Consider the following 18,794-nt stretch of genomic DNA (forward strand, 5'->3'; position numbering starts at 1 on the left):
TGACACGAGGCCGGGATCCGGAGGGGATCCCGGCCTCACCTGTCGGCAGTCAGGCTGGAACGTCGTCGCAGCGGGGGTTCTCGATGCCGATGTCGTGATTCGCCGCGATCCGGCGCAGTTCCTTGATCTCCTCCTGGCGCGCGTCCACCAGGTAGATGTCGCCGTCCGCGTGGGCGGTGCGGAGCGATGCGTAAGCGTCATCGAGCCGCTGCTGGATCGTGCGTGACAACTCGCCCAAGGGGCCTCCTCCCGGATCAGGCCCTCCCTACCCAGGGTCGTCGTTGCGGTAAACCTGTTCCTGGTGGGGAATTCGGGGCGTGTCCGGACCGGGACTTACAGGCGTCTTACGGCGGCCGTGGCATAGCTGGGGAAGACAGATTGAGGGGTGCCCTGTGCGGGTTCTAGTCGTCGAGGACGAGCGGGTGATGGCCGACGCCATCGCCACCGGGCTGCGCCGCCAGTCCCTGGCCGTGGACGTGGCCTACGACGGCGCCGGCGCGCTGGAGCGGGCCGGCGTCAACGACTACGACGTGATCGTGCTGGACCGCGACCTGCCCCGGGTGCACGGCGACGACGTGTGCCGCGAGCTGGTGGGCCGCCGCTACCCGGCGCGGATCATCATGCTGACCGCGGCCGGCGAGCTGGACGACAAGGTCGAGGGGCTGTCCATCGGCGCCGACGACTACCTGCCCAAGCCGTTCGCGTTCGCCGAGCTGATCGCCCGGGTGCGCGCGCTGGGCCGCCGCGCGGCCGCGCCGCTGCCGCCGGTCCTGGAGCGCAACGGCGTGACGCTGGACCCCTCGCGCCGCGAGGTGCAGCGCGACGGCCGCCCGGTCGAGCTGACCCGCAAGGAGTTCGCGGTGCTGGAGGTGCTGCTCAGCGCCGACGGCGCGGTGGTCAGCTCCGAGCAGCTGCTGGAGAAGGCGTGGGACGAGCACATCGACCCGTTCACCAACGTGGTGCGCGTGACGATGATGACGCTGCGCAAGAAGCTGGGCGACCCGCCGGTGATCGAGACGGTGCCCGGCGTGGGGTACCGGCTGTGAGCGCGGCGCAGCCCGACGGGGCCGAGCCGCAGGCCGCTCCGCAGGCGGCACCGCAGGCCACCTCGCCGACCAGCGCCCAGCAGACGGCTCCCCAGGCTCCGCAGGCCGCCCCGCAGGGCGCGCACTTCGGCCGGCTGGGCACCCGCATGGGCACCGGCCCCTACCCGCTGCCCGAGCGTCCCGCCGCGCCCTTCCTGGCCGACGTGAAGGCGCTGCCGAGCCGGGTCAGCGTCCGGCTCCGCCTGACCGTCCTGTACGGCCTGCTGTTCTTCATGGCCGGGGCGCTGCTGCTGCTGGTCACCTACATCCTGGTCGACTCGATCCTGGACTCGGTGTTCCCGCCCGGCTGGGGCTTCCGCACCCCCGACGGCACGTTCATCGACCCCGAGCCCATCAAGCACCTGGCGATGAAGCAGCTCATCGGCCGCTCGCTGCTGGCCCTCGCCGGGGTCGGCATCATCGCGCTGGTGCTGGGCTACTTCGTGGCCGACCGCGCGCTCAGCCCGATCCAGCGCGTCACCGTCACCGCGCGCCGGTTGTCGGAGAGCACCCTGCACGAGCGCATCGCGCTCCAGGGCCCCGACGACGAGATCAAGGAGCTGGCCGACACCTTCGACGCGATGCTGGAGCGGCTGGGCCAGGCGTTCGACTCCCAGCGCCGCTTCGTCGCCAACGCCTCGCACGAGCTGCGCACCCCGCTGGCGATCAACCGGACGCTGCTGGAGGTCGCGCTCGGCGACCCGGAGGTGTCGGACGACCTGAAGACCGTGGGCAAGACGTTGCTGGCCACCAACGCCCGGCACGAGCGCCTGATCGAGGGCCTGCTGCTGCTGGCGCGCAGCGAGCGCGAGCTGACCACCCGCACCCCGGTCGACATGGCCGACGTGGCGACCACGGTGCTGGACAACACCCGCCGCCGCGAGGCCGACGACGACCGCGGCATCACCGTCCACCAGGAGCTGACCTCCGGCGCCACCCAGGGCGACCCGGTGCTGCTGGAGCACCTGGTCTCCAACCTGGTGGACAACGCGATCAAGCACAACGACGACGGCGGCGAGGTCTGGATCCGCACCGGCGTGCTGGACGGCTTCACCACCGTCCAGGTCGAGAACACCGGGCCGGTGGTGCCGGGGTACGAGGTGGAGCGGCTGTTCGAGCCGTTCCGGCGGCTGAACTCCGACCGCGTGGAGTCGGCCAAGGGCGCGGGGCTGGGGTTGTCGATCGTGCGGTCGGTGGTGCTGGCGCACCGGGGCACCGTGTACGCCACGCCGCGCCCCGGCGGCGGCCTGATCGTCACGGTGCGGCTGCCGAGCGGCGGCTGACCCCGGCCCGGCACGTCAGGACGCGGCACGCCGGGACGCCGCGCGTCAGGAACGCGTCACTTCAGCGCGGCGTCCGCGAACGTCGGGTCGCCGTCGAAGTCGGTCCCGAGGCCCACGTACTTGTCCGACCGCAGCGCCGTGCCGCCGTAGTTCAGCAGCGGCACGATCGCCATGTCGTCCAGGGCCAGCTTCTCCGCCTCCTGGGCCATCTGGACGCGGCGGTCCTGGCCGGGCTCGCGGCGGATCAGCCCCATCAGCTCGTCGAACCGGGCGCTCTTCCAGCCCGAGTAGTTGTTCAGCGCGTTGTTGGAGGCGGCGATCTGGTTGCCGCCCAGCAGCGGCCACATCATCGCCGAGCCCGTCGGGTAGTCCGGCTGCCACTGGAAGATCGCCAGGCCGGACGCGTCCTTGGCGGTCAGCATCTTGCGGTACTCGCCGTAGTCGTAGGACTTGCCCGCCTTCAGCTCGACCTTCCAGCCCAGCGTCCGCTCCAGCTGCTCCTTCACCGCCTGCGCCACCCGGAGCTGGGTGGGCTGCTGCTGGGTGTAGAGCCGGACGGTCGTGCCGGTGCCCAGCTTGGCCTGGGTGGCGGCCTGCTTGGCCTTCTCCGGGCTGTGGGCGTCGCAGGAGGGGCAGAGACCGCCCTTGGTGGCGCCTTCCACCGGCGGCGGCACCAGGCCGTGAGCGGGCGTGTGAACGCCGCCGTACAGCTTGGTGCTCAGGGCCGCGCGGTCCAGCGCGTAGGAGACGGCGAGGCGGCCCTCCTTGGAGGACATCGGGCCGCGCTGGGTGAGCGGGACCAGCATCCGGAGGCTGGCCCGCTGGTACTTCAGCAGGCCGGGCTCGGAGGGCACCGACCCGCTCTCCTCGGAGGTGGTCTGGACGAAGCCGAACTCGCCCGACGCGAAGCCGGGGCGCGCGGCGGCGCCGGAGTCCAGCCTGATGTCGACGGTGTCGAGTTTGGTCCGCCCGAACGCCCAGTCGAGGTTGCGCTCCAGGACGAGCGACCGCTCCTTGGTGTAGCTGCGCACCTTGAACGGGCCGTTCCCGACGGGCTTTTCGTTGTAGGCGGCGTTGTCGTACTTTCCGGCGTCGCGCGGGGCGGGGTAGTAGACCGGGTCGGCCAGCCGGCGCGGGAACTCGCAGTCGGGGCTGGTCAGCGCCACCTGCAACCTGTCGCCGGTGGCGGACACGCCCGACAGCGTCTCGGCCTTGCCGTCGCGGACCTCGGCGTGGCCCCTGACGTCGCCCATCAGCACGCCCGCCGTGCCCGTGGGGTTCTGGGCGGCGCGGGCCCAGCCGCGCGCGAACGCCTCGGCGTCCACGGGCTCGCCGTTGCTGAAGCGGGTGCCGCCCTTGACGGTGATGGTCCAGTTCAGGCAGGTGCTGTCGGGGGTGAGCGCGGTGGCCAGGCGGTTGCGCAGCGCGCCGGCCGGGGTGGTCTCGGTCAGGCCGGTGAACAGCTGCTTGGCGATGCCCCGCTGGGTGCCGAAGTCGGCGTGCGAGGGGGCCAGCGAGCCGTTGGTGGAGGACGGCGTGAACAACATCGTGCGCAGCTCGCCGCCGGTGCGCCCGGTCTGCGGATCGATCTTGGGCTTCTCGTCGCCGCCCAAGTTCGCGACCAGGACGCTGCCGGCCAGCACCAGCGCGACCAGCCCGGCCGTGCCCGCCCCGGCCAGCACGCCGATGCCGCGCCGCGACCTGCCCCCGCCCTTGGGCCCGTGGGGTCCGCCGGGGACGGTGGGCGCGCCGGGCATCGGGTAGGCGAAGCCCGGCGGCCGGGGCGCCTGCTGCTGCGGAGGCGGGGACGGCGGCGCGAACCCCGGCCGGGGCCCGCCCCAGGGCGGCGCCGGGGGAGTGTCCACCGGGACGGCCTGCGCGCGGAACGTGCCGGTGACGGCCGCCTCGGCGCCCTGCCCCAGGACGGCGGACGCCTGCGCGCCCTGCTGCGGCAGGCTCCCGGCCAGGCTCAGCAGCCGGATCAGCACCTGCTGCGCGGTCGGCCGCCACGCCGGGTCCTTGGCCAGCGCGTCGGCCACGACCGAGCGCAGCGGATCGGCGAGGTCGCCGAGGTCGGGCGGCAGGTTGAGGATGCGGTGCATCACCGCCGGGATGGTGTCCTGCCCGAAGGCGGGCCGCCCGGTCGCGGCGTAGACCATCGTCGCGCCCCAGGCGAACACGTCGGCGGCGGGCCCGACCGGCGCGCCGGAGATCTGCTCGGGGGCCATGTAGGCGGGGGTGCCGACGGCGGTGCTGGACAACGTGCCGGTCGCGTCCAGCGCGCGGGCGATCCCGAAGTCGATCACGCGCGGGCCGTCGGCGGCCATCAGCACGTTGGCGGGCTTGAAGTCGCGGTGCGCCACCCCGGCCTCGTGGATGGCCGCCAGCGCCGTCATCGTGCCGATCGCCAGCCGGTCCAGCGCGGTGCCCCGGCGCGGGCCCTGCTCGGCCAGCACCTGCGACAGCGCGGGCCCGTCGATGTACTCGCTGACGATGTAGGGCCGGTCGCCCGCCACGTCGGAGTCCAGGATGCGGGCGGTGCAGAACGGCGCGACGCGCTGGGCGACCGCGACCTCGGCGGCGAAGCGCTGCCGGGCCTTGGGGTCGCCGCTGAAGCGCGCGTGCAGCAGCTTGACCGCCACCCGGTGCCCCGGCTCGTCCTCGGCCAGGTAGACCGCGCCCTGGCCGCCCTCGCCGAGCAGGCCGGTCAGGGTGTAGTCCCCGAGCCGCCGCGGATCACCCTCGCGGAGTGGGGCGACCTCGGGCATGGGACGGCTCCTTCCGGGGCGGGGGTGAAGGACGGCGGGACGTGGCGGCGGCCCCTGGCCCGTCACGGGCGCGGGGCCGCCGGACGGCGTCGCGTCAGGGCTTGGACACCAGCCCGGACGCCTGCGTGGTGCTGCTGGACAACGAGCGCCACTCCCACCGGGCGACGCGGCTGCTGGTGGAGACGCGCGTGAAGGTGAGGTAGCCCGCCGCGCACTCGTCCGCGTTGGCGGTGGTCAGCGGCTGCTCGCGGTACTCGACCTTGGTGCTGCCGGAGCTGTAGCTGCCGCTGGACAGGCTCAGCCGGGTGATGCAGGTCGCGGTGCCGCTGGGGTAGGTGTAGGTCGCGGTGCCGCTGCTGCCGACGATCGCGAACTTCACCCGGAAGGACGTGCGGCCGGTGCCCGCGTCCGGCTGGCTGCCGGTGCCGTCCCACACGCCGATGAACCCGACGTCGATGCGGCCGGTGCCGAGGGTCGGCGTCCGGAGGGTGGGCGGCGTGTAGTCGGGCTCGTCGTCGGTGTTGGCGCCGATCACGGCCAGCACCACGATCACCAGGACGGCCACCAGCACCAGCACGCCGCAGCCGATGCCGATCGCGAGGCCGGGGTTGCTCCCCGAGCGCTGCGGCGGCGGGCCGTACTGCGGGGGGCGCCCCTGCATCCCCATCGGCTGCTGCTGGGGCGGCGGGCCGGGCGGCATGCCGTGCGTGGGCTGCCCCTGCGGCGGGCCCTGCGGGGGCATCCCGCCCTGGTACATCGCCATCGGGGGCGGGGTGATCTGCTGCTGGGGCGGCGGCGGGGTGTGGTGCCCGGCCATCGGCATCGGCGGCGGCGTGATCGGCTGCTGCGACCGGGGTTGCGGGCGGGACGGCAGCGAGGTCGGCACCGGCAGCTGCGCGGCGACGCGGGTGCCCTGGTTCAGCAGGTCCTCGGAGTCGCCGCCGTGGCCCGGCTCCACCCCGGCCGCGCCGAGCAGGTGCAGCAGCAGCTGGGCGGCCGGCGGGCGCAGGCCCGCGTCCTTGGACAGGCAGCGGCCGATGAGGTCGCGCAGCGGCCCGGCCGGGAGCCGGGACAGGTCCGGCTCCTCGTTCAGGATCTTGTTGATGATGACCGGCAGCGTGTCGGCCTCGAACGGCGACTGGCCGGTCGCGGCGAACACCATCGTCGCGCCCCAGGCGAAGATGTCGACCGCGGGGGTGAGCGGCGCGCCGGTGAGCTGCTCGGGCGCCAGGTAGCCGGGGGTGCCCACCACCATGCCGGTGGCGGTGACCGCGCTCTCCTGGGAGTTGACGGTGCGCGCGATGCCGAAGTCCACCACGCGCGGGCCGTCGGCGGCCAGCATGACGTTGTTGGGCTTGAAGTCGCGGTGCACGATGCCGGCCTCGTGGATGGCCGTCAGCGCCGTCACCGTGCCGATCGCGAGGCGCTCCAGCTCGGCCGCGCCGAACGGGCCGTTGTGGGCGATGACGTCGTGCAGCGACGGGCCGTCGATGAACTCGCTGACCACGTAGGGCTGGTCGCCCTGGACGTCGGCCTCCAGCACCTGGGCGGTGCAGAACGCCTCGACCCGGCGCGCCGCCGAGACCTCGCGGATGAAGCGGGCGCGCGCGGCGGGGTCGGCGGCCATCTGCGCGTGCAGCAGCTTGACGGCCACGTACCGGCCGCCCTCGTCCTGGCCGAGGAAGACCGCGCCCTGGCCGCCCGCGCCGAGGCGCCCGACGACCCTGTACCGCCCCAGCTCCCGGGGATCGCCTGGCTCCAGGGGAGCGGCTTCCGGCATCTGACCCTCCAGTGGTGACCCGCAGTTGACTGGGGCCCGCCCCCAACCTCAGGACGGGCACGATATCGCGTTAGTTCAGACGTTTCACCGAAGGATCTGGTTCGCCCCTTCGGCGACCGGTCAGGGACGCCGCGGGACCGCCGTCCCGCGACCGCCGCCGGCGGCCCCGCGCGACCGGTCGCGGACCGCCGCCCACCGCCCGGCCCGGTCGGCGCGCACAACGCTCCGGGGACCGATATGATCCCGCCGCCGTGGGAAGCCCCGGCGGGCGTCGCGACCCGCTTCATATCGTGACTTTCCGCCGGTCTTGTGACGTAAGCCACATTATGCGGGTCAGGTCCGGGTGATCGGTGTCACTCGTGGGACCGGTCGCGCCTCGTGTGTCGCAGGTCACCGCCCGTGACAGAATTTCCCGCCCGGATCGGGCACAAGTTCGGCCCCTCGTGCGTTAGATCCGCGCGACGGGGCGCATAAAGCATCGAGGGGGATGGAGACAGAAGATGGCGACCGACTACGACAGCCCGCGCAAGACAGACGACGACCTCAGTGAGGACAGCCTCCAGGAGCTCCAGGCCCGGCGCGCCGACAAGGCCGCCAGCATCATCGACGAGGACCTGGACGCCGGGGAGGTCGCCGAGCTGCCGGGCGCCGACCTGTCCAACGAGGAACTGACCTTCCGGGTGGTGCCGCGGCAGGCCGACGAGTTCACCTGCACGCGTTGCTTCCTGGTGCACCACCGCAGCCAGCTGGCCGGCGAGAAGAACGGCCAGCCGATCTGCCGCGAGTGCGCCGCCTGACGAGGGAGGCGATGTGACGGGCGAGTTCGACCGCGACCCGGAGTACCGCAACGACGAGTACCCGAACGACGCACGAGACGACGAGGCACGGGACGAGAGGGACTCCTCGGCCGTGGAGCGGGCGCCGCAGGGCGACGGCTCCGCGGAGATCGGTGAGCTGGTCGGCCGGCTCACCGCCGAGGAGTCCATGGACCGCGAGACCCGCGGCCGCCTGCTCGGCCGGCTGGCCCGGCTGCTGGGCGACAGCGCGCGCCGGGCGGGCGCCTCGGGCGTCGCGCGCGGCCGCTGGCTGGCCGACCTGCTCATCGCGGCCGCGCCGCACATCCCGATCCGCGACCTGGAGACCCTGAGCGCCCACCACCACGGCCTGACCGGCGAGGAGCTGGCCGACAACCTGGTGCGGGTGGCGGCCAACGGCACCACCACCGTGGGCGCGGCCGGCGGGGCGCTGGCGGCGGTGCAGTTCACCGCGCCGCCCCTGCTGCTCACCGCGCCCGCCCAGATCGCCGCCGAGACCCTGGTGGTGGCGGCGATCGAGGTCAAGCTGATCGCCGAGCTGCACGAGGTCTACGGCGTGCGGGTGCAGGGCTCGGGCGCCGCCCGGGCCGCCGCGTTCCTGACCTCCTGGGCCAAGCGGCGCGGCATCAACCCCCTGGAGAACGACTCGTTCACCAACGCGCTCGGCTCGGCCGCGAAGACCGCCCTCCGCAAACGCCTGCTGCGCACCATGGGCCGCAGCATGACCACCATGGGGCCGTTCCTCACCGGCGCCGCCGCCGGGGCGACCCTCAACCGCACCGCGACCAAGCGCGTGGCCGCGACCGTCCGCAACGACCTCCGCAAGAGCACCGGGGGCCCGAAGCCCCTTCCGGGCGGCCCTCCTTCGCTGGGGTCCGCGGACTGACCACGGTTCCGCTCCGAGATCGGGGACCCGCTCCACGGTCCCGATCCCGGAGGGGCCGGTGTTCAGCCGAACTCCAGCTCGCCCGCGACCGAGTCCCGGCCGGTGAGCCACATGCCCAGCGCCTCCCGCGTGCCCCGCACCTGCGGGCCGCGTCCCACGGGGCGGTGGCCGTCGGTCGGCACCAGGCGGTGCCGCAACACCCGCCGGTTCAGCCACAGGCTGAGCTGGAGCCCTTCGCGGAAGACGGCGGTGGCGACCTCGTCGGGGACCTGGCGGTGCAGGCCCAGCCCGCGCACGACGTCCTGGTGGTGCACGCCCAGATCGCCCAGCAGCAGGCCCGCGGCAAGGCGGCTGGTGGTGCTGGGGCGGTCGGCCCAGTGACGGGCCCACTCCATCAGGCGCTCGCGGGAGACCTGCCGGGCGCGGTCGGCGTGCGCCTGGTTGGCGGCGTTGATGCGCGGCCCGTAGGGCAGGTACGAGGTGATGTAGTCCAGCCCGATGACGTGGCCCAGCACGTCGCGGGGCGCCCACTCGGCGCACAGGGTGGTGCCGGCGTCGAAGTCGTCGTCCGACAGCCCGTCGAGGGTGTCGATGAGACGGTGCCGTTCGGCGCGCAGCGCGTCCTCGTAGGGCAGGCGCATCGTGGTCGGTCCCTTTCTCACGGGGGAACGACCACGATACGCAGGCACCGCCGGGGGTACTTAATTGACCCCCGGTCCAATGGCCGTGCGGTCGCCGGACCCGCCCGTCAGACCTCGGCCTTCAGGTGCGCCGGCAGCTCGCCGGTGCCCTTGGCCCACTGCCGGGCCGCCACGCGGGTGGCCAGCAGCCGCGCGACCTCCATGCCGATGCCCATCACCACGACCCAGCCGATGGCCTCGCTCAGCGCGACCTCGGGGGATTCGGGGTTGGTCGGCGGCTCCTTGCCGGTGGTCTTCTTCCAGGCGAGCGCGATCGCCTTCTTGGCCGCGAAACCGCCCGCGAAGGCGGCGCCGCCGGCCAGGACCCGCCAGCCGATGTCGTTCTTGTCCGCCATCATCGTCCTCCCGTCGTCCAGCGTCGTCCCCGACGCTACCGGACCACCGTGCCCACCGAGCGGCGATGATCACTCCGGGCGCGGGGGTTAATCGCGTGCGCGCCGTGCCGGAGTCAATACGATTGGGGCATGACAGCACAGCCGCGTACGCCGAACGTTCCTCCCAAGCCCTCGCTGGACGGCCTGGAAGGCAAGTGGGTACGCCGCTGGGACGAGGACGGCACCTACCGCTTCGACCGTACCCGCCCGCGTGCCGACGTCTACTCCATCGACACCCCGCCGCCGACGGTCAGCGGGTCCCTGCACGTCGGGCACGCCTTCTCCTACACACATACCGACACCGTCGCCCGGTACCAGCGGATGCGCGGGCGCGCGGTGTTCTACCCGATGGGCTGGGACGACAACGGCCTGCCGACCGAGCGCCGCGTCCAGAACTACTTCGGGGTGCGGTGCGACCCGTCGCTGCCCTACGACTCCTCGTTCGAGCCGCCGGAGAAGCCCGACCCCAAGAAACAGATCCCGATCTCGCGCCGCAACTTCATCGAGCTGTGCGAGCAGCTCACCGAGGTCGACGAGAAGGCGTTCGAGGAGATGTGGCGCCGCATCGGCCTGTCGGTCGACTGGGACCACCTCTACACCACGATCGGCGACACCGCGCGCGCCGCGTCGCAGCGCGCCTTCCTGCGCAACCTGGCGCGCGGCGAGGCGTACATGGCCGAGGCGCCGACGCTGTGGGACGTCACCTTCCGCACCGCCGTCGCGCAGGCCGAGCTGGAGGACCGCGAGCAGCCCGGCGCGTTCTACCGGGTGCGGTTCGACGGCGGGGAGCGGCCCGTCTACATCGAGACGACCCGGCCCGAGCTGCTCCCGGCGTGCGTGGCGCTGGTCGCCCACCCCGACGACGAGCGCTACCGGGAGTTGTTCGGCACGACGGTCCGCACGCCGCTGTTCGGCGTCGAGGTCCCGGTCCTGGCGCACCGGCTGGCCGACCCCGGCAAGGGCTCGGGCATCGCGATGATCTGCACGTTCGGCGACGTCACCGACGTGGTGTGGTGGCGCGAGCTGGACCTGCCGACCCGCGCGGTCGTCGGCTGGGACGGGCGGCTGGTCGCCGACCCGCCCGCCGGGGTCCCGGCCGGGCCGTACGCCGAGCTGGCGGGCAAGACGGTCTTCTCGGCCAAGGAGCGCGTGGTCGAGATGTTGCGCGCGTCGGGTGATCTGGACGGGGAGCCGCGCAAGGTCACCCGGCCGGTGAAGTTCTACGAGAAGGGCGCCAAGCCCCTGGAGATCGTCACCACCCGGCAGTGGTACATCCGCAACGGCGGGCGCGACCAGGACGTCCGGGCGGCGCTGCTGGAGCGGGGTCGCGAGCTGCGCTGGCACCCGGCCTACATGCGGGCCCGCTACGAGAACTGGGTCGAGGGCCTGAACGGCGACTGGCTGATCTCGCGGCAGCGGTTCTTCGGCGTGCCGATCCCGGTCTGGTACCCGCTGGACGGGGCGGGCGAGCCGGACTACTCCGCGCCGATCGTCCCGGCCGAGGCGGCGCTGCCGGTGGACCCGGCCGCCGAGGTGCCGCCGGGCTACACCGAGGAGCAGCGCGGCAAGCCGGACGGGTTCCTGGCCGACCCCGACATCATGGACACCTGGGCGACCTCGTCGCTGACGCCGCAGATCGCCGGGGGCTGGGAGCGCGACGCCGACCTGTTCGGCCGGGTGTTCCCGTTCAGCCTGCGGCCGCAGGCGCACGACATCATCCGCACCTGGCTGTTCTCGACGGTCGTGCGCGCGCACCTGGAGAACGGCTCGCTGCCGTGGAGCGACGTGGCGCTGTCGGGCTGGATCCTGGATCCCGACCGCAAGAAGATGTCCAAGTCCAAGGGCAACGTCGTCACCCCGATCGCGCTGCTGGAGGAGTACGGCTCGGACGCGGTGCGCTACTGGGCGGCCAGCGGGCGGCCGGGCACCGACACCGCCTTCGACACCGGGCAGATCAAGGTCGGCCGGCGGCTGGCCATCAAGATCCTGAACGCGTCGAAGTTCGTGCTGGGCTTCGGGGAGGTCGGAGCGGACGCGCGCGTCTGGCATCCGCTGGACCTCAGCATGCTGGCGGCGCTGCGCACGGTCGTCGCCGAGGCGACCGAGGCGTTCGACGACTACGACTACACGCGGGCGCTGGAGCGGACCGAGCGGTTCTTCTGGGAGTTCTGCGACGACTACCTGGAGCTGGTCAAGCAGCGCGCCTACGGGGAGGGCCCGGAGGCCGAGTCGGCGCGCGCGGCGTTGAACACCGCGCTGTCGGTGCTGCTGCGGCTGTTCGCGCCGGTGCTGCCGTTCGTGACCGAGGAGGTCTGGTCGTGGTGGCGGGAGGGCTCGGTGCACCGCGCGGCGTGGCCCGCGGCGGCCGAGCTGCCCGACGGCGGCGACGCCACGCTGCTGCCGGTGGCCGCCGAGGCGCTGCGGCAGATCCGCAAGGCCAAGTCGGAGGCGAGGTTGTCGATGCGGGCCGAGTTGTCGCGGGTGGAGGTCACCGGGGCCCGCGCCGGTGACCTGGCGGAGGTCGCCGACGACCTGGAGGCCGCCGGGCGCATCGCCGACCTGGTGCTGGACGGGTCGGAGCCGAGCGTGCCGCTGGCGGTGTCGGTGACGTTCGCCGAGCAGCCGCAGGACTGATCCGCCGCTGACGCCGGCCGTTCCTCTCACGGGGAGCGGTCGGCGTCGTCGTGCGCGGCGGCGCCGACCGCCTGCAGCACCCCGCCCAGCACGCGGACGGCCATGTCGCGCACCTCGTCGCGGTCCAGGTCGCCGCCCGCGAGCCACGACACCGTCGCGCCCTCCACGAACGACAACCAGCCGTCCAGCGCGACGCGCAACGTCGGCGGCGGGACGCGCTCGCCGGTCAGGCCGAGCGAGAGCGCGGCCTGGAGGCGGTGCCGCACCCGGTGGTAGAAGTCGATCACCTCGGCGTCCACGCCGACGCCGCCGCTGGTGATGGTCTGGAACGCCGAGCGGTGCGCGTCGGCCCACCACAGGAAGCCGTCCAGGGTGCGGGTCAGCCGCTCGGTGGGCGACAGGTCCCCGAACTCCTCGGCCAGGGTGTTCAGCGCCTCGGCGGCCTGCTGGATGACGGCCAGGAACAGGCCGCGCTTGCTGGCGAAGTAGTAGTAGATCAGCCCCTTGGCCACCCCCGCGGCGGTGGCGATCTCGTCGATGGACAACGCGTCGTAGGGGCGGTCGGCGAACAACCGCCCGGCGGCCTCCAGGATCGCCGCGCGGCGCGCCTCGCCGCGCGGGACGGGCCCGGGGCCCTCTTGACTTTCGTTCAAACGGCTCTCCATATTAGATCCGAGTCTAATTGGGTGGTGGTCGCGGTCGTGAAGTCACGCAAGGTCAAATCCAGCGGGGTGCGATTGTCGGTGCGTGAGCACGGGGCGGCGGGGCGGGCGGCTCCGACCATCGTGCTGGTCCACGGCTATCCCGACAACCAGGCGGTGTGGGAGCCGGTCGCCGAGCGCCTGGCCGGGCGCTTCCACGTGGTCACCTACGACGTGCGCGGCGCGGGCGGCTCGACCCGGCCGCGCCGGACCCGGGCCTACGCCATGGAGCACCTGAACGCCGACCTGCGCGCGGTGGTCGACGCGGTGTCGCCCGACCGGCCGGTGCACCTGGTCGGGCACGACTGGGGCTCGGTGCAGGGGTGGGGCGCGGTCACCGGCGACGCGCTGGAAGGGCGCGTCGCGTCGTTCACCTCGATCTTCGGACCGTGCGTCGAGCACTTCGGGCAGTGGGTGCGCGACCGGCTGCGGCGGCCGACGCCCCGGCACGTCCGGGAGCTGGCGGGGCAGTTCGCGCGGTCGTGGTACCTGGTGTTCGGCGCGGTCCCGGGTGTTCCGTGGCTGGTGTGGCGGCTGGGCGGGGCGCGGCTGTTCCCCGTCCTGATCGAGCGGATGGAGGGCGTCGAGCGCAGGCCCGACCCGGCGTTCCTGAAGGACGCGCTGTACGGGACGAAGCTGTACCGGGCCAACGCGCTGCGCTTTTTGCGGCCGGGCCACCTGTGCCGCACGCAGGTGCCGGTGCAGGCGATCGCGCCGACGCGGGACGCGTTCGTGTCGCCGCACCAGTCGCGTGACCTGACCGCCTACGTGGACCGGTACTGGCGGCGCGAGATCCCCGCCGGGCACTGGGGCGCGGTGCGCAAGGACCCGGCGACGGTCGCGTCCATGATCGCCGAGTTCGTCGAGCACGTGGAGGGCGCGCCGGAGACGGCGGAGTTGCGGGCCGCGCAGGTGCCCGCCGTCGGCGAGATCCTGGCGGGGAGCGCGACGTGAGCGAGATCGACGAACGGCACCCGGCCATCACCCCGAGGCGAGTGAAGTTCGACTGGGCGGACACCCCGCTGCACTGGATCCCGGGCGAGCCGGTGGCCACGCACTTCATCAACGTCCTGCACCTGCTGCTGCCCGCCGGGGAACGCTGGTTCGTGCACGTCTACAAGCAGACGTTGCCGCTGGTGGAGGACGAGCGGCTGCGCAAGGAGATCAAGGGGTTCATGGGGCAGGAGGCCGTGCACGCCTACTCCCACCAGGGCGTGCTGGACCGGCAGATGCTCGCCCAGGGGCTGGACCCGCGCCCGCTCACCCGCCGCGTCGAGTGGATGTTCCGGCACATGCTGGGCGACCGGCCGCCGCTGCCGGTCCTGACCCGGCGGCAGTGGCTGAACTTCCGGGTCGGGGTGATCGCGGGGATCGAGCACTACACCGCCGTGCTCGGGCAGTGGATCCTGGACGCCCGCGAGCTGGACGAGGCGGGCGCCGACCCCACGATGATGGACCTGCTGCGCTGGCACGGCGCGGAGGAGGTCGAGCACCGGTCGGTGGCGTTCGACGTGTACCAGTACGTGTCGGGGGCGTACTGGAGGCGGTTCGTCACGTTCTTCGTCGGGGTGCTGGCGATGCCGCTGATGGTCTACGCGGGCGCGGCCTACCTGTGCCGCGCCGACCCCACGTTGAAGGGCGTGCGGCCGCGCGTGCGCGACTACCGGCGGGCGGTGCGGCGCGGGATCTTCCCCGGCAACCGCTTCATGGTGGCGGCGGCGCGGGCCTACCTGCGGCGCGACTACCACCCATCGAAGGAGTGCTCGACGCGGAAGGCGCTGGACTACCTGGCCACATCTCCGGCCGCCCGCGCCGTGGGGCACAAACCGGAGTAGTCCTTACGTTCCTCGCGGGCAGCCGTTAACGTAAGTGGTCACTGACAAGCGTCTGCCCGCGAGGAGCCGCCCCGTGACGGATCTGGACACCTACCGGGACCGGGCGCGGTCCTGGCTGGAGGAGCGCGCCGCCGGCCTGCGGCCCGACCCCGGCCTCGCCGAGGCCCGCGCGTTCATGGCCGAGCTGTACGACGCCGGGTACTCGGGCATCACCTGGCCGGCCGAGTACGGCGGGCAGGGCCTGTCGGCCGCCGAGGAGCGCGCCTTCCAGCAGGCCAGCCGGGACGTGGTGCTGCCGGTCGGGGTGTTCGGCATCGGCCTCGGCATGTGCGGGCCGACGCTGCTGTCGATCGGCACCGAGGAGCAGAAGCGCCGCTACGTCCGGCCGCTGCTGCGCGGCGAGGAGATCTGGTGCCAGATGTTCTCCGAGCCCGGCGCGGGCTCGGACGTGGCGTCCCTCCAGACCCGCGCGGTGCTCGACGGCGACACCTGGGTGATCAACGGCCAGAAGGTGTGGACCTCGGTCGCCCGGCAGGCCGACTTCGGGCTGCTGATCGCCCGCACCGACGCCGAAGTGCCCAAACACCAGGGCATCACGATGTTCGTGGTGGACATGCACGACCCGGGCGTGACGGTGCGGCCGCTGCGCGACATGACGGGGGAGTCGCACTTCAACGAGATCTTCTTCGACGACGTGCGGGTCGCGCCGGACCAGGTCGTCGGCGAGGTGAACGGCGGCTGGTCGGCGGCGGTGACGACGCTGCTGCACGAGCGGGTGTCGATCGGGATGGGCGCGGCGCGCACCGAGCGTCCCGCGTCGTTCGCGGCGCTGAAGACGGCCGCGGCGGCGCGGGGCCTGCTGGCGGACCCGGCCGTCCGTGACCGCCTGATCGACCTCTACCTGCAAGAACGGGCCTTCGACCTGCTGAACGCGCGGATGTCGCAGGAGGTGAAGGCGGGGATCATGCCGGGGGCGCGGGGCTCGGTGTCCAAGCTGCTGCTGGCGGACCTGACGCTGGACAGCGCCGACGCCGCGAGCGAGATCCTCGGCCCGGACGCGGTGGCCTTCTCCGACGAGGGGAAGATCGCCCGCGCGCTGTCCTGGGGGCCGGGCATGGCCCTGGGCGGCGGCACCAACGAGATCATGAAGAACATCATCGGCGACCGCGTCCTGGGCCTGCCCCGCGAACCGCAGGTGGACCGGGCCGTCCCGTTCAAGGACCTGAAGGTCGGGACGCAGGCGAAGGAGGCGGGCGCGTGAGGCTGATCCCGACCGACGAACAGAAGGACCTGGCAACGACGGTCCGCTCCTTCCTGGCGTCCAACGCGCCCATGGCGAAGGTGCGGGAAACAGCAGAATCCCCGACTTCCTACGACCGCCCCCTCTGGGAACGCCTGTCCGGCGAACTGGGCCTACCGGGCTTGCTGATCCCGGAAGAGCACGGCGGCTCAGGCGCAGGCCACGCAGACCTGGCGGCGGCCCTAGAAGAACTAGGCGCGGCCCTGACCCCGTCACCCCTCCTGGCGTCGATCTTCGCAACGAACGCCCTCATCGCATCCAACGACGACGAGGCAGCAAAAGACCTCCTACCAGGCATAGCAGCAGGCACGACGATCGCGACGTTCTCGACACCAGTCCCCGGCGACCCAACAATCCACGCCGCCGCTGACAAACTGACAGGAACCCTGCCCCGCGTACTGAACGGCGCAGACGCAGACCTGATCCTGTGCACAGCGATCGCAAGCGACGATTCCCCGCCCTCCCTCTATGCGATAGAAGGCACCGCAGGCACCCGCACCCCGCTGACCACGCTGGACCTGACCCGTCCCCAAGCACGTGTGGAGCTAGACAACGTCCCCGCCCGCCGGATCGGCCCGGAAGACGCGTCCGAAGCAATCGCCCGCGCCCTGGCCCTGTGCTCGGTGGCCCTGGCAGCCGAACAGCTCGGTGGCCTGCGCCGCTGCCTGGACGTGATCGTGGAGTACGCGAAGCTGCGCGTGCAGTTCGGCCGCTTCGTGGGCTCGTTCCAGGGCGTCAAGCACAAGCTGGCCGACATGCACTGCACGCTGGAGCAGGCGGAGTCGATCGTCCGCTACGCCGCGTGGGCGGCCGACGAGGACCCGGCCGAACTCCCGGTGGCCGCCGCGCTGGCGCAGTCCTACCTGGGCCGCGCCTACTTCCAAGTGGCGAAGGACCACCTGCTGCTGCACGGCGGCATCGGCTTCACGTGGGAACACGACGCGCACCTGTACTACAAGCGCGCGAAGACCGACGAACTACTGCTGGGCGCTCCACGCCACCACAGGGCACGCCTGGCAGAGCACCTGGGCCTGTTGGCCTGACCAAGACCCCCGGACGGGGCGGCGGTTCGCACCCTGCCGCCCCGTCCGGGTCTTACAGCCGGATGCCCATGATGCTCGCCACAGCCCGCGCCGCCCGCATGATGTCGTCGGCAGGGCAGATGGGGTCGCCCCACTCATAGAGGAAGCACCACGTGCCGTCGCGCCGCCGCTCACACGCCACGGTCTCGCGCGCGTCGCTGCTGTAGGCAGGGGTCACATACAGGATGAGCCCTTGGTCGGCGGGCTCCTGAACGACGGCCCGCAGGGGCGTCAGTTCCTCTACGGCCCGGCCGAGGGCGGCCAGCCGTCCTCGCCGGTAGTCGGCGTCAGAAGGCGGCTTGGTCCGCCGGGTCTCTTGCTTCGCCACGTCCATGGCCAGAGCATGAGGGCGGCGCGTTCGAGCAGGTAAGAGGGCTTGCAGGTTATTGCGGCTACAGGTAGCCGCCGATGATGGCGCGGGCGTCGTCGCCGTAGACGGCGGACCCGGCGAGGTCCTCGAAGGTGCGGCTGTACTCCTCGACGTCCCCGGGGGCGGCGGCGATCCAGCGGCCGGGGATGAGTTGCACGCGCGCCGGGCCGTCGTCGTAGAGGTAGAACGCCTCCATGGGCCACCACTTGCGCGGCCGGTCCAGGGGGATGATGCCGAGCGCGGTGTTGGGGCGGGCCGTCTCCTCCAGCAGGCGTTCGAGTTGGGGACGCAGCACGTCGGCGGAGCAGAACGGCGCGCGGAAGACCGACTCCTCGACCACGAACGCGAACGTCTTCGCCGGGACGTCCAGGATGCTCTGGTGCTCCTGCCTGACCTGCACCAACGCGTTGACGTCGTCGGTGGGCGCGCCCCGGAACTCGGCGATCGTGGCCAGGATGCGGGCGGCGTACTCGGCCGTCTGCAAGATGCCCGGGACCACGCGGGACTCGTAGATGCGGAAGCGGCTCGTGCGCTCGAACAGCGCCGTCGTCTCGTGCTGAGTGCGGCGCAGCCCTTCCACACGCCACTGCGTGTAGGCGCGCTCCGCTTCAGCGGCCTCGGCGACCAGGTCCTCGGCCTGCTCCTCCGCCGAGCAGAGGACGGCCCAGCGCCGCAGATCGTCGGCGGCGACCGCCACCGTCCCGCTCTCGATGCGGCTGACCTTCGACGGAGAGCACCCCAGGGCGTCCGCCAGCTGCGCTCCCGTCAACCCGGCGCGCAGCCGCAACGCGCGCAACCGGGCGCCGAGGTCTCTGCGCGTTCGGGCGGGAGCCGGAGCGGTGATGGTCATGGCTCTCAGTCTGACCCTTCCGCCCGTCGCGCGCAGCACCTTCCGAGGACGGGCCAGACGCACTGACATCCGCTTTCAGGAGGGGATGTTGTGACGTTCGGAGTGAGTGAAAGCCAGGAACTCGTCCAGTTCCTCATCGTCCTCAAAGGTGTCGGCCACCAGTTCTTCGACCGACTGCAGCGGATGATCGCGTTTCGTCCGGATCAGCCGATCCAAGGGGGCACAGCGGGACGGCGCGTAGCAGGGTGCATTCTCACTCACGGCTATTCCTCGTGATAACTCACTGGGAAAACAAAAATACCGTGCGTGATGGGACGCTGCTCTGGCTTT

Annotated in this window: 18 protein-coding genes; 9 read left to right on the forward strand and 9 right to left on the reverse strand. The window is 72.4% G+C overall.

Features of this window, described 5'->3' with window-relative positions:
* Positions 1–49: 49 nt before the first annotated feature.
* Positions 50–238, reverse strand: coding sequence for a hypothetical protein (locus AH6_RS33885; protein WP_067488398.1), 189 nt, complete (start codon positions 236–238; stop codon positions 50–52).
* A 154-nt stretch (positions 239–392) separates the two neighbouring features.
* Here AH6_RS33885 and AH6_RS33890 point away from each other — a divergent pair, with 154 nt between their 5' ends.
* Positions 393–1,046, forward strand: a complete 654-nt coding sequence (locus AH6_RS33890; RefSeq protein ID WP_067488400.1) for a response regulator transcription factor — start codon at positions 393–395, stop codon at positions 1,044–1,046.
* Positions 1,043–2,368, forward strand: a complete 1,326-nt coding sequence (locus tag AH6_RS33895) for a sensor histidine kinase (RefSeq protein ID WP_067488402.1) — start codon at positions 1,043–1,045, stop codon at positions 2,366–2,368. Before AH6_RS33890 ends, AH6_RS33895 begins: the two co-directional genes overlap by 4 nt.
* 56 nt (positions 2,369–2,424) lie before the next feature.
* Here AH6_RS33895 and AH6_RS33900 read toward each other — a convergent pair whose 3' ends face one another.
* Together AH6_RS33900 and AH6_RS33905 are read right to left on the reverse strand one after the other, a co-directional pair.
* Positions 2,425–5,136, reverse strand: coding sequence for an ABC transporter substrate-binding protein (locus tag AH6_RS33900; RefSeq protein WP_067488404.1), 2,712 nt, complete (start codon positions 5,134–5,136; stop codon positions 2,425–2,427).
* A 94-nt stretch (positions 5,137–5,230) separates the two neighbouring features.
* Positions 5,231–6,916, reverse strand: coding sequence for a serine/threonine-protein kinase (locus tag AH6_RS33905; RefSeq protein ID WP_067488406.1), 1,686 nt, complete (start codon positions 6,914–6,916; stop codon positions 5,231–5,233).
* A gap of 500 nt (positions 6,917–7,416) precedes the next feature.
* On the opposite strand from AH6_RS33905, the gene AH6_RS33910 reads away from it, so the two are divergent.
* Positions 7,417–7,713 carry a DUF4193 domain-containing protein gene (locus AH6_RS33910; RefSeq protein ID WP_067488409.1) on the forward strand — a complete coding sequence of 99 codons (297 nt, stop codon included), beginning with the start codon at positions 7,417–7,419 and terminating at the stop codon, positions 7,711–7,713.
* A gap of 112 nt (positions 7,714–7,825) precedes the next feature.
* The gene (locus AH6_RS33915) at positions 7,826–8,617 is read left to right on the forward strand and encodes a hypothetical protein (RefSeq protein WP_067488473.1); all 792 of its coding nucleotides are present in this window, start codon (positions 7,826–7,828) and stop codon (positions 8,615–8,617) included.
* Between the two features lie 62 nt (positions 8,618–8,679).
* On the opposite strand, the gene AH6_RS33920 is transcribed toward AH6_RS33915, so the two are convergent.
* Together AH6_RS33920 and AH6_RS33925 are read right to left on the reverse strand one after the other, a co-directional pair.
* On the reverse strand, positions 8,680–9,279 hold the full coding sequence (locus AH6_RS33920; protein ID WP_245679583.1) for a maleylpyruvate isomerase family mycothiol-dependent enzyme: 600 nt from the start codon (positions 9,277–9,279) through the stop codon (positions 8,680–8,682).
* An 86-nt stretch (positions 9,280–9,365) separates the two neighbouring features.
* On the reverse strand, positions 9,366–9,653 hold the full coding sequence (locus tag AH6_RS33925; protein ID WP_067488474.1) for a DUF4235 domain-containing protein: 288 nt from the start codon (positions 9,651–9,653) through the stop codon (positions 9,366–9,368).
* 129 nt (positions 9,654–9,782) lie between these two features.
* Between AH6_RS33925 and valS the strand changes: the two genes are divergently transcribed.
* Complete coding sequence (gene valS, locus AH6_RS33930; RefSeq protein WP_067488413.1) at positions 9,783–12,326, forward strand: valine--tRNA ligase; 2,544 nt, start codon at positions 9,783–9,785, stop codon at positions 12,324–12,326.
* 26 nt (positions 12,327–12,352) lie between these two features.
* Here valS and AH6_RS33935 read toward each other — a convergent pair whose 3' ends face one another.
* Positions 12,353–12,979: a TetR/AcrR family transcriptional regulator gene (locus AH6_RS33935; RefSeq protein WP_245679584.1), complete on the reverse strand. Its 627-nt coding sequence runs from the start codon at positions 12,977–12,979 to the stop codon at positions 12,353–12,355.
* Positions 12,980–13,069: 90 nt separating this feature from the next.
* Here AH6_RS33935 and AH6_RS33940 point away from each other — a divergent pair, with 90 nt between their 5' ends.
* The 4 genes from AH6_RS33940 (at position 13,070) to AH6_RS33955 (ending at position 17,205) form a co-directional block, all read left to right on the forward strand.
* Positions 13,070–13,981 carry an alpha/beta fold hydrolase gene (locus AH6_RS33940; RefSeq protein WP_245679585.1) on the forward strand — a complete coding sequence of 304 codons (912 nt, stop codon included), beginning with the start codon at positions 13,070–13,072 and terminating at the stop codon, positions 13,979–13,981.
* The gene (locus AH6_RS33945; protein WP_067488416.1) at positions 13,978–14,862 is read left to right on the forward strand and encodes a metal-dependent hydrolase; all 885 of its coding nucleotides are present in this window, start codon (positions 13,978–13,980) and stop codon (positions 14,860–14,862) included. The genes AH6_RS33940 and AH6_RS33945 overlap by 4 nt, the downstream gene beginning before the upstream one ends.
* A 73-nt stretch (positions 14,863–14,935) precedes the next feature.
* A complete protein-coding gene (locus AH6_RS33950; protein WP_067488418.1) occupies positions 14,936–16,123 on the forward strand; it encodes an acyl-CoA dehydrogenase family protein in 1,188 nt (395 codons plus the stop codon).
* Entirely contained in the window at positions 16,120–17,205 is a 1,086-nt protein-coding gene (locus tag AH6_RS33955; protein WP_067488420.1) for an acyl-CoA dehydrogenase family protein, read from the forward strand. Before AH6_RS33950 ends, AH6_RS33955 begins: the two co-directional genes overlap by 4 nt.
* Before the next feature lie 52 nt (positions 17,206–17,257).
* On the opposite strand, the gene AH6_RS33960 is transcribed toward AH6_RS33955, so the two are convergent.
* From AH6_RS33960 to AH6_RS43050, 3 genes are all read right to left on the reverse strand, one after another.
* Positions 17,258–17,578, reverse strand: a complete 321-nt coding sequence (locus AH6_RS33960) for a hypothetical protein (protein WP_067488422.1) — start codon at positions 17,576–17,578, stop codon at positions 17,258–17,260.
* 58 nt (positions 17,579–17,636) lie between these two features.
* The gene (locus AH6_RS33965; protein WP_067488424.1) at positions 17,637–18,464 is read right to left on the reverse strand and encodes a helix-turn-helix domain-containing protein; all 828 of its coding nucleotides are present in this window, start codon (positions 18,462–18,464) and stop codon (positions 17,637–17,639) included.
* 75 nt (positions 18,465–18,539) lie between these two features.
* Positions 18,540–18,725 (reverse strand): hypothetical protein, encoded by a 186-nt coding sequence (locus tag AH6_RS43050; RefSeq protein WP_157431893.1) that lies wholly within the window; start codon positions 18,723–18,725, stop codon positions 18,540–18,542.
* Positions 18,726–18,794 lie beyond the last annotated feature (69 nt).

It is taken from the genome of Actinomadura hibisca NBRC 15177 (genome assembly GCF_001552635.1).
GTDB lineage: Bacteria > Actinomycetota > Actinomycetes > Streptosporangiales > Streptosporangiaceae > Spirillospora > Spirillospora hibisca.